The sequence below is a fragment of the Pseudomonas sp. IT-232MI5 genome, from assembly GCF_949767845.1.
Taxonomy (GTDB): domain Bacteria; phylum Pseudomonadota; class Gammaproteobacteria; order Pseudomonadales; family Pseudomonadaceae; genus Aquipseudomonas.
Window position 1 is genome coordinate 84378 of sequence record NZ_CATKQE010000010.1, and the last position, 11811, is coordinate 96188.

The following is an 11811-nucleotide window of genomic DNA, read 5'->3' on the forward strand; positions in this document are numbered from 1 at the left end:
GCCGCCATGAATCAATCCCGCAATGTCATTCGCTATATCAACGCCGCGCATGTGATCGATCACATGTTCATGCTGATTTTTCCCGCCGCCGTGCTTGGCATGACTCAAGCGTTCGGTCTCGATTACGCCGCACTGATCGGCTTGTCACTGGGCGGTTTCATTGCCTTCGGCGCTTGTTCACTACCCGCTGGTTGGCTGGGTGATCACTGGAGTCGGCGACAGATGATGCTGGTGTTTTTCTTCGGCATTGGCGCTTCGGCGATCTTCACCGGGCTGAGCAACAGCCCGAGCATGCTGGTGATCGGCCTGACCCTGATCGGTATTTTTGCGGCAATTTATCACCCGGTCGGCACGGCAATGCTGGTTGCTTACGCGCAGAACCGTGGCCGCGAAATCGGCATCAATGGCATGTGGGGCAATCTGGGCGTGGCGTTTTCTGCGTTGATCACGGGGTTGTTGGTGGCGCAATTCGGTTGGCGATCGGCGTTTCTGATCCCGGGCGCAGTGGCGATTGTGCTGGGGGTTGGTTTCGCTTTGCAGGTGCGTGAAGAACCGATTCCGAAGCGTGCGCACACACCACTCAAAGGTGCCGCCGGTCAGCGTATTTCGATGATGATGGTGTTCGGCGTGCTGGCGTTGGCCACGGCCACCGGCGGTGTGGTGTTCAACGCCACCACCATGACCTATCCAAAGCTGTTTCAGGAGCGTTTGCATGAGCTGTTCGCTTCGCCGCAAACCCTCGGCGTGGTGGTCAGTCTGGCCTATGCCTTCGGCGCGGTCGCGCAGTTGAGCATTGGTCGGATATTGCATCGGCTCAGCCTGAAATGGCCGTTCATTGTCCTGACGCTGTGCCAGGCACCGTTGCTGTTTGCGCTGGCCTATGCCGACGGCTGGGCAGTAATTGCCCTCGGTGCAGCGTTCATGTTCGTGGTGTTCGGGCAGGTAACAGTCAACGATGCGATGGTTGCCAACTTCGTCGCCCCGCAATGGCAATCACGGGTGTTCGCCCTGCGTTACTGTTTATCGTTTGGCGCCAGTGCGACGGCGATTCCGCTGATTTCCTATGTCGAACCGCGCCATGGTTTTGTAGGCCTGTACTTGATTCTCGCGGGTTTCGGCGCGTTGACCTTCCTTGCTGCAGTCGTATTCCCACGCACGCCTTCTGAAGAGGCAGTAGGACAAACGGCCTGACCGAAGACGAAAACCGGCAAATGCTGGCGCAAAGCTAGCATTTGTACGGCTTTGCAAATCATTCCTTTGGCTGATTTGGCTGGCGTATAAGGGTTCTAGAGTACCAATCTCTACGCCAACACCGTGCAGTCAGAAAAGGGATTCTTATGTTGCAGACTCGCGTCATTCCCCCGGCCGATGGGGCCTACCAGTATCCATTGCTGATCAAACGGCTGCTGATGTCCGGCGCCCGTTACGAGAAAACCCGCGAGATCATTTACCGCGACCAGATTCGCTATAGCTACCCGACCCTGATCGAGCGCGTGGCGCGGTTGGCCAACGTGCTGACGGCGGCCGGTGTCAAGGCCGGTGACACCGTGGCGGTGATGGACTGGGACAGCCACCGTTACCTGGAATGCATGTTTGCGATTCCGATGATTGGCGCGGTGATCCACACCATCAACGTGCGTCTGTCGCCGGAGCAGATCCTCTACACCATGAACCACGCCGAGGACCGCTTTGTGCTGGTCAACAGCGAGTTCGTCGGGTTGTATCAAGCGATCGCGCCGCACCTGACCACGGTCGAGAAAACCCTGCTGCTGACCGATCTGCCGGAGAAAACCGCCGATTTGCCGAATCTGGTCGGCGAGTACGAGCAACTGCTGGCCGCTGCAAGTCCGCAGTACGACTTCCAGGACTTCGACGAAAACTCGGTCGCAACCACGTTCTACACCACCGGCACCACCGGCAACCCGAAAGGCGTGTATTTCACCCATCGGCAACTGGTGCTGCACACCATGGGTGTGTCGACGATCATGGGTTCCATCGACAGCGTGCGCCTGCTTGGCACCAACGATGTGTACATGCCGATCACGCCAATGTTCCACGTTCACGCCTGGGGTCTGCCATACGTGGCAACCATGCTCGGACTCAAGCAGGTTTATCCGGGCCGCTACGATCCGGAGTTTCTGGTGGAGTTGTGGCGCAAAGAGAAGGTCACCTTCTCCCACTGCGTGCCGACCATTCTGCAAATGCTGCTTAACGCCAAAGGCGCACAAGGCACCGATTTCGGCGGCTGGAAAATCGTCATTGGCGGCAGCGCGCTCAATCGCACGCTGTATGAAACCGCGAAGGCTCGCGGCATTCAGCTCACCGCCGCCTACGGCATGTCGGAAACCGGGCCGCTGGTGTCCTGCGCGCACCTCAATGACGAGCTGATGGCCGGCACCGAAGACGAGCGCACCACTTACCGAATCAAGGCCGGTGTGCCGGGGCCGCTGGTGGAAGCGGCAATCGTCGACGGCGACGGCAATTTCCTCCCGGCCGACGGTGAGACCCAGGGCGAACTGGTGCTGCGCGCGCCCTGGCTTACCGAAGGTTATTTCAACGAACCGCAGAAGGGCGCCGAACTCTGGGCCGGCGGCTGGTTGCACACCGGTGACGTCGCCACGCTCGACAGCATGGGCGTGATCGACATCCGCGACCGCATCAAGGACGTGATCAAGACTGGCGGCGAGTGGATCTCCTCGCTGGACCTCGAAGACCTGATCAGTCGTCACGTCGCGGTACGCGAAGTAGCAGTGGTGGGGATCGCCGATCCGCAGTGGGGCGAGCGCCCGTTTGCCTTGCTGGTGATCCGCGAAGGGCATGTGATCGGGGCACGCGAGCTCAAGGAACACCTCAAGCCGTTCGTGGAGTTGGGCCACCTGAGCAAGTGGGCAATCCCGAGTCAGATCGCCCTTGTTACCGAAATTCCCAAGACCAGCGTCGGCAAGCTCGACAAGAAGCGCATCCGCCTCGACATCACCGAATGGCAGGCCAACAACAGCACCTTCCTCTCGACACTTTGAGTGTCTGCTGGCGCGCCGAAACCGGCGCGCCAGACCCACCAAGCAAGCGCTTGGCTTGTGAAATCGAAAAAATCAGCCATCCTTGCCGTGCCGACATGCGTCGGACTGGCGAAAGGACTGTTCCAGAGTGGCCGGCAGCTGCAAATCACACTTTAGAGGGATCAAGCAGTACCACCTGCTGGCTATAGTCCGCTCAAGGATTTTTAAGAACGGAGCACACGCACAAATCGGGGCGATGCATCTTTGGAGTGATTTCGGGTTGTCTCTGGCACCCGGTCCTTCAGGCGTTTTTAAAAGTACTCACTGCCATAACAATAATGCACATGGAGTAGCGTCGATGACCTCAGTAAACCAGTTCTGGCGCCGGGCGAAACTGCCTCTGGCGGTCAGTCTTGCCTCTTCGCTCGCCGGGCCCGCATTCGGCGTCAGTTTCAACGTCGGTGAAATCGAGGGCCAGTTCGACTCGTCCCTGTCGATCGGTGCCAGTTGGTCTACTCAGAGCCCGAACAAGAACCTCATCGGCGTCAACAACGGTGGCCACGGCCTGTCGCAGACATCCGATGACGGTCACGCCAACTTCAAGAGCGGTGAAACCTTTTCGAAGATCTTCAAGGGCATCCATGACCTTGAACTGAAATACGGCGACACCGGCGTGTTCGTCCGTGGCAAATACTGGTACGACTTCGAACTCAAGGATGAAAGCCGCCAGTTCAAGGACATCAGCGATTCGGGTCGCAAAGAGGGCGCGAAATCGTCCGGCGGGCAGATCCTCGACGCCTTCGTCTACCACAACTACGCGATTGCCGATCAGCCGGGTTCCGTGCGTCTGGGCAAGCAGGTGGTGAGCTGGGGTGAAAGTACCTTCATCGGCGGCGGCATCAACTCGATCAACCCGATCGACGTCTCCGCGTTCCGTCGTCCGGGCGCCGAGATCAAGGAAGGCCTGATCCCGGTCAACATGTTCTACGTGTCGCAGAGCCTGACCGAAAACCTCTCGGCTGAAGCGTTCTACCAGCTGGAATGGGACCAGACCGTCGTCGATAACTGCGGCACGTTCTTCTCTCAGCCGGACATCGTTGCGGATGGCTGCGACAGCAATCTGCGCGTGCTGAACAAGCGTTCGCAGATTCCGGCGATTGCCCTGGGGCCTCTGGCGGGCGCAGGCGTCGATGTCAACGAAGAAGGCGTGCTGGTGCGTCGCGGCCCGGATCGCGATGCCCGCGACAGCGGTCAGTGGGGGGCGTCCCTCAAATACATGTTCGAGCCACTCGATACCGAGTTCGGCGCCTACTTCATGAATTACCACAGCCGTGCGCCGATCTTCAGTGCGACTGGTGCACCGCAGTCTGTCTACAACACTGCGGCCTCGCTGCCGGGGCCATTTGCCGCGCTCGCGCCACTGCTGGTAGCGGGCAACTCGAACTACTTCATTGAATACCCTGAAGACATTCGCCTTTACGGTCTGAGCTTCTCCACCACCCTGCCTACCGGTACGGCGTGGAGCGGTGAGATCAGCTACCGTCCGAACGCGCCGGTGCAACTGAACTCCACCGACATCCTGTTCGCCGGTGTGCGTCCGATCGGTGGTGCACTGACCAACGCTTCGATTCTCAATGGCGTGCCGGGTCAGGACCTGCACGGTTACGAACGCAAGGAAATCACCCAGATCCAGACAACGTTCACGCACTTCTTCGACCAGGTCATGGGCGCCAGCCGTCTGACCCTCGTCGGTGAAGTCGGCGCGACCTACGTCGGCGGCCTGGAAAGCCGTTCCGAGAAGCGTTATGGCCGCGATCCGGTGTATGGCCCGGGCGAGTTGCCGGCCACTGGCACAGCCAACACCTGCGCCAACATTCTCAACGCCAGCACCATCAACGGTGCAGGGCCGGGTTCGCCGCAGAACAACCGCAGCCGCAATTGCGACAACGACGGTTTCACCACATCGATGTCGTGGGGTTACCGCGGTCGCGCCATCTGGGAATACAACGACGTCTTCGCCGGTGTGAACCTCAAGCCGAACGTGGCCTGGTCCCACGACGTCAGCGGCTACTCGCCAGGCCCTGGCGGCAACTTCGAGGAAGGTCGCAAAGCGGTCAGCCTGGGCGTTGATGCCGAATACCAGAACACCTACACCGCGAGCCTGGCTTACACCAACTTCTTTGACGGCAAGTACACCACTGTGGATGACCGCGACTTCGTTGCGCTCAGCTTCGGCGTGAACTTCTAAGCACTGCATTCAGGACGAACGAATTTATGAAAATAACAAAGAGTCTGTTCCACGCCGGTGTTCTGGGCCTGTCGCTGCTGGCGACCGGCGTCATGGCCGCCGTGCCTGCTGCCGAAGCCGACAAACTGGGCAAGAGCCTGACGCCGATGGGCGCCGAAATGGCCGGTAACGCCGACGGTTCGATCCCGGCGTGGAAGCCGCTGCCGAAGAACGCCGGCTCGGTCGATAGCAAGGGGTTCCTGTCCAACCCATACGCCAGTGAGCAACCGCTGTTCACCATCACCGCGAAAGACGTCGACAAGTACAAGGACAAACTGGCGCCAGGTCAGTACGCGATGTTCAAGCGCTACCCTGAAACCTTCAAGATGCCGGTCTATCCGTCCCATCGCGGTGCGACCGTGCCGGATGACGTATTCGCCGCCATCAAGAAAAACGCTACCACCACCAACCTGGTGTCCGGCGGCAACGGTCTGGAAAACTTCGATACCGCGGTGCCTTTCCCGATTCCGAAAACCGGTGTGGAAGTCATCTGGAACCACATCACCCGTTATCGCGGCGGCAGCGTGACCCGTCTGGTGACCCAGGCCACGCCGCAACCGAACGGCTCGTACAGCCTGGTGTACTTCCAGGATCAGTTCGTGTTCCGCGACAAGATGAAGGACTACGATCCGGCGAACCCGGGCAACATCCTGTTCTACTTCAAGCAGAAAGTGACCGCGCCGGCACGTCTGGCCGGTGGTGTGCTGCTGGTGCACGAAACCCTCGACCAGGTGAAAGAGCCACGTTCGGCGTGGGTCTATAACGCCGGTCAGCGCCGTGTCCGTCGTGCGCCACAAGTGTCCTACGACGGCCCGGGTACTGCGGCGGATGGCCTGCGGACTTCCGACAACCTCGACATGTTCAACGGTGCGCCGGATCGCTACGACTGGAAGCTCGAAGGCAAGAAAGAGATGTACATCGCCTCCGACAGCTACAAACTCGACGATCCGAAACTGAAGTACGCCGACATCATCAAGGCCGGCCACATCAACCAGGACCTGGCGCGTTACGAGCTGCGTCGCGTCTGGCATGTGGTAGCAACCCTGAAGGAAGGTCAGCGCCACATCTACGCCAAGCGTGACTTCTACATCGATGAAGACACCTGGCAGGCTGCGGTGATCGACCACTACGACGGTCGTGGCCAACTGTGGCGCGTCGCTGAAGCACACGCCGAGAACTACTACGACAAGCAAGTGCCGTGGTATGCCCTGGAAACCCTTTACGACCTGCAGTCCGGCCGCTATCTGGCACTGGGCATGAAGAACGAAGAGAAGAGTGCCTATGACTTCGGCTTCACCGCTACCACCAGCGACTTCACCCCGGCCGCCCTGCGTCAGGATGGTGTCCGCTAACCCGTTGTAACCCGAGGCCGCATCCTCGTGAAAACGCCCCGACTGGTTCGGGGCGTTTTTTTGCTTTTGTAGGGGGGGAGCCACAGGAGGGTGTAGCCTTTTTGTAGCCATTTGTAGCAGCAACCTTCATAACCGGTTCGTTTAAGGCTAGTCTGCGGACATCTGCAACGCCGCCAACAGCAATTCGAACAAGAGCCGGCCATGACTGATCTGTCCCCACTTCCGGGTCCCGCAAGCGTTGCCGTCGCGGCACTGGACGGGCGTTTTTTTCGCCCGCCATTACCCGACGGCTACGTGTTGCGACCACGCCTTTGCGAGCGCCTGCAGGCCGGGCTCGGTGGGCGGCTGTTGCTGGTCAGCGCCCCCGCCGGGTTCGGCAAGAGTTCGCTGGCGGTGGAGTTCTGTCAGAGTCTGCCGGCGCACTGGCAAAGCCTCTGGCTGGGCCTGAGTCCTCGCGACAATGACCCCGGTCGCTTTCTCGAACGTTTGCTCGAAGGTTTGCAGGACTATTTTCCGCAACTGGGCAGTCGCGCACTCGGCCTGCTGAAAATGCGCCAACGCCATCAGCCCTTTGCCTTTGAAGAATGGCTCGACGGCCTGCTTGATGAGCTGGCGCTGCACCTCGATCCTGCTGCGCCGTTGCTGCTGGTGCTCGACGATTACCATCTCGCGCAAGGTCCGGTGCTTGACCGTTGCCTGCAGTTTTTCCTCAATCATCTGCCTGATGGCTTGCTGGTGATGGTCACCAGTCGCCAGCGCCCGGACTGGCATCTGGCGCGCTTGCGTCTGTCGCGGCAGTTGCTGGAGTTGCATGAGCAGGATCTGCGCCTGACCCATGACGAAGCGCTGACCTTGCTTGATCGTCATAGCAGTTCGCTGCGCGGCGAAGCGCTGGAAAACCTGATTCAGCGCAGCGAAGGCTGGGTCGCCGGTTTGCGTTTCTGGCTGCTGGCGGTGTCCGAAGCGGGCAGCGATGCGGCGCTGCCACAAGCGCTGAACGGCGGGGAAGGGCTGATCCGCGACTACCTGCTGGAAGAAGTCATCGATTGCCTGCCAGCCGAAGTGCAGGCGTTCCTCTATGAAACCGCACCGCAAGAGCGTTTTTGCAGTGAGTTGTGCGATGCCGTTCGTGAGGCCCACGACAGCGCCGAGATTCTGCGTTTCCTGTTGGCGCATCAGGTCTTTCTGGTACCGCTGGATGAGCATGGGCACTGGTATCGTTATCACCATTTATTCTCTGATTTATTGCGCAGCCGGCCGATTGCTCAGGCGATGGTGCCGACGGCCACGCTGCACCTGCGCGCCTGTCGCTGGTTCAACGCGCAGGGGCTGCTGGATGAAGCGGTTGAACAGGCGTTGCGCGCCGGTCACCTCGATGTCGCCGCGAACCTGGTGCAGAACCTCTCGGAGGAGCAACTGCTGGCCGAGCAAAACGTCGGCATGCTGCTGCGCTGGAAAATGGATTTGCCCGACAGCCTGCTGATCAGCACGCCGCGGCTGATCGTTCTCTACAGTTGGGCGCTGGGGCTGGCCTGCCAGCTCGATGCCGCCGAAGAGTTGTCCAGCCACTTGAGCCGCTTCCTGCCGGCACCTTCCGCCACCGCGCAAAAATCGATGCTGGCGCAATGGCTGGCGTTGAGCGGGATCATCGCTCGGGGGCGTGGGCATCGGGAGTTGACGATCAGATATTGCACCGAGGCCCTGGAAAGCCTGCCGGCCAAACGTTATGGCCAACGGCTGATGTGTCTATCGACCTTGTCCAATCTGGCCATTGCCGATGGCGATCTGTGGCGCGCACGCGGTCTTAACCGTGAATCCCTGGAGCTGGCGCAGCGGGTCGGCAATCCGTTGTTCGAAGCTTTGGCCCATTACGACCGTGCACGGGTGTTGCAATCGCGTGGCGAAATTCTGCGAGCACTCGATGAAGTCCATCAGGGGCTGGAACGGTTGCGCGGCCTCTCGCCACAACGTTTGTATGCGGTGCGCGCGCGGCTGACCCTGTACGAGGGTTTTCTGTTGGCGATGCGCTTGCAGCCTCAGGCCGCACGCGTGCGCTTGTTGGCCGGGATCGGCGAGGCACGGGCCTGTCGCGACATCAGCGTATTGATTGGCCATTGCGTGATCGCGCGTCTGGATGGCAGCAGCGGCGAGTTCGCCAAGGCCTTTGCCGAACTGGCCGAAGCCGAACGCCTGATGCACATCTGGGACGTGCCGCCGATCTACTATCTGGCAATGATCACGCTGGTCAAATGTGAGTTGTGGCTGGCGCAGGGCCGCACCGATCTGGCCGAGGCGTGGCTGGCGCGGTTGGGCCAGACCTACACCGGCGAGCGCGCCGCTGCGCCGCCGGAGTTTCACCCCCAATTGCCATTGCACGTGGAGCTGCAACAAGCGCTGCTCGACATGACGCGCGGCCAGCCGATGCTCGCCGAAGGGCGGCTGGACGTGCTGCACGAAAACGGTCAGCAAACCGGGCGCCAGTTACTCAGCGTGATGGCGTTGACGCAAAAGGTGGCGTTGCTACTGGCGGGCGGGCGCGAGCCGGAAGCACGCAAGACGTTGAGCCAGGCGCTGGAGCTGGCGGCCGGCGGGGTGTTGCAGCCATTCGATGGATTGGCCAAGGAGCACACGGACTGGTTGCGTGGGCAATTGCTGGCGTTCCCCGGACTGGCAGGCCAGCAATTGCTCGAGCATCTACCGCCAGCGCCGCCCCGGCAGATGCCGGAGTCCACGGTCACCGAACAGCTCAGCAGTCGCGAACTGGCCGTACTGCGGTTGATTGCCCAGGGTTGTTCGAACCAGGAAATCAGCGAGCAATTGTTCATTTCGCTGCACACCGTGAAAACCCACGCCAGTCATATCAACAGCAAGCTGGGGGTTGAGCGGCGGACGCAGGCAGTGGCGCGGGCCAAAGAGCTGGGCCTGTTGGCCTAGGAAATAAAAAACGTGGACAAAAAAAACACCCCGCGATGGCGGGGTGTTTTCATTTTTCAGCTTCGAATGTTTCAGGCAGCTAAGGGATCAGACGATGACGTCGTTCGCACTGAGCGAGTTGACGCCCACCACTTGCACTTCGAAGTGCCCCCCAGCGTCTGCGCTCAGGTTGCCCGACAGGACGTTATCTGCAAAACGCAGTTGCCCCAGCCCGGTGAATTCATTGGAGCCAATGAACGTCAAGTGTTGGTAGCCGAGGGTCATCGGGTCAATGTCGAATTTGGAGAAATCGATTTTGTCCCCTTCCAGAGCGTTGAAATCGGCAATGACGTTCTGCGAGGAGCTTGTTCCGAATTCCTTTCCGAGATTGATCATGTTAGTGATGGCAAAGGTGTCAGCCCCGGTACCGCCCGTCAACGTGCTATGTCCCCACCCACCGTACAGTGTGTCGTTTCCTTCCCCACCGAACAGTTTGTCGGTTCCGCCATTGCCGCCGAGTACGTTGTTGCCGGCGTTACCCGTCAGAATGTTATCGAGGTTGTTGCCCCACATTGTCAGGTCTGCGCTGCCGAGCAGGGTGCCGTCCTCGACGTAATCCGAAAGGTTGTAGTCGACCGAAGTGCGGATCAGGTCGTGACCGCCATTCTGGAACTCGAAGATGAGGTCATTGACGTTATCCACAATAAAGATATCGTCGCCGCCCTCGCCAATCATGCGATCAGCGCCGAGACCGCCCGACAGGATGTTGTTGCCATCGTTGCCGTGCAAGACGTTTTCCAGGGCATTACCTGTCAGATTCAGGTTGGCACTGCCAATCATCTGACCATCTTCGACGTTGTCCGCCAGTGTGTAGTCGATGCTGGTGTTGACGGTATCAATCCCCTCATTCGCGAGTTCAACGATAACGTCGTTGATGTTATCCACGTTGTAGACGTCATGCCCGGCTCCACCAATCATGGTATCTGCGCCTAGCCCGCCATCGATGTAGTTGGTGGCGGAGTTGCCTGTGATGGTGTTGTCCAGCGCATTGCCGGTGAGTGCACCCCACGTGTCGCCAAACATCGTCAAGTCTTCGACATTGGCGCCGAGGGTGTAGCTGATACTGGTTCTGACCAGATCATGCCCTTCGCCGATCTGCTCGATCACGACATCGTTGATGTTATCCACAACGTAGGTGTCGTTGCCGGCGCCACCGATCATGGTGTCGGCACCGGCTGCGCCATCGAGCGTGTTGTTGCCGGCGTTGCCAGTCAGCACGTTGTTCTTTTCGCTGCCAGTACCATTGAGGTTTTCGCTACCGGCAAGGGTGAGATTTTCAATGGAGCTGTCCAGGGTGTAGTCGATGGACGCTATCACCTGATCGACGTCGTTGGGCATGGCACCCATATCAAAAATGAAATCAAAGGCATCATCGACATAGTAAGTGTCGGAACCAGATCCCCCCATCATCAGGTCATGGCCCTGTCCCCCGTCGAGGATGTCATCACCGGCACCGCCTTCGAGGGTGTTATTGCCGCTGTTGCCCGTGAGTATGTTGTTCAGGCTGTTGCCGGTGCCGTTAAGGCTGGCGGTCCCGGTCAGGACCAGGTTTTCCAGGTTGGCACCCAGTGTCCAGTTGATCGACGAACGCACGGTATCGATCTCGTTGGTCAGGGTGCTGGTTTCGCTGATGGTGTCGCCGACGTTGTCGACGACGTAAGTGTCGTTGCCCAAGCCACCTATCAGGGTGTCGGCACCGAGGCCGCCGTCGAGGTAGTTGTCGCCGGCGTTACCGGTCATGCGGTTGGCAACATTGCTGCCGATGCCGCGCAGGTTGGCCGTGCCGACGAACAGCAGATTCTCGACGTTGTCACCGAGGGTGTAGTCAATGGAGGAGAAGACCCGGTCATAAGCGGTAGGCGAAGCGTCGGTTTCGATGATCACATCGCCGATGTTGTCGACGTAGTAGGTATCGACACCATCGCCACCGATCATGGTGTCGGCGCCAATACCGCCATCGAGGGTGTCGTCACCGGCGCCACCGTCAAGGATGTTGTTGCCGCTGTTGCCCGTGATCAGGTTGTTCAGGCTGTTACCGGTGCCGTTAAGGCTGGCGGTCCCGGTCAGGATCAGGTTTTCCAGATTGGCACCCAGTGTCCAGTTGATCGACGAACGCACGGTATCGATCTCGTTGGCCAGGGTGCTGGTTTCGCTTATGGTGTCGCCAGCGTTATCGACCACATAAGTGTCGTTGCCCAGC

Annotated in this window: 6 protein-coding genes; 5 read left to right on the top strand and 1 reads right to left on the bottom strand. The window is 59.6% G+C overall.

Annotated elements, in window-relative coordinates; all coding sequences use genetic code 11:
• Positions 1-6 precede the first annotated feature (6 nt).
• From ACM6JQ_RS08855 to ACM6JQ_RS08875, 5 genes are all read left to right on the top strand, one after another.
• Entirely contained in the window at positions 7-1191 is a 1185-nt protein-coding gene (locus ACM6JQ_RS08855; RefSeq protein ID WP_414893584.1) for an MFS transporter, read from the top strand.
• Between the two features lie 146 nt (positions 1192-1337).
• Complete coding sequence (locus ACM6JQ_RS08860; protein WP_007912801.1) at positions 1338-3020, top strand: fatty acid--CoA ligase; 1683 nt, start codon at positions 1338-1340, stop codon at positions 3018-3020.
• A 337-nt stretch (positions 3021-3357) separates the two neighbouring features.
• On the top strand, positions 3358-5247 hold the full coding sequence (locus ACM6JQ_RS08865; RefSeq protein WP_007912799.1) for a DUF1302 domain-containing protein: 1890 nt from the start codon (positions 3358-3360) through the stop codon (positions 5245-5247).
• A 26-nt stretch (positions 5248-5273) separates the two neighbouring features.
• Positions 5274-6638: a DUF1329 domain-containing protein gene (locus tag ACM6JQ_RS08870; RefSeq protein ID WP_007912796.1), complete on the top strand. Its 1365-nt coding sequence runs from the start codon at positions 5274-5276 to the stop codon at positions 6636-6638.
• Between the two features lie 201 nt (positions 6639-6839).
• A complete protein-coding gene (locus tag ACM6JQ_RS08875; protein ID WP_123376563.1) occupies positions 6840-9572 on the top strand; it encodes a LuxR C-terminal-related transcriptional regulator in 2733 nt (910 codons plus the stop codon).
• Positions 9573-9659: 87 nt separating this feature from the next.
• Here ACM6JQ_RS08875 and ACM6JQ_RS08880 read toward each other — a convergent pair.
• On the bottom strand, positions 9660-11811 hold a 2152-nt coding region (locus ACM6JQ_RS08880; RefSeq protein ID WP_414893585.1), incomplete at its 5' end, for a beta strand repeat-containing protein.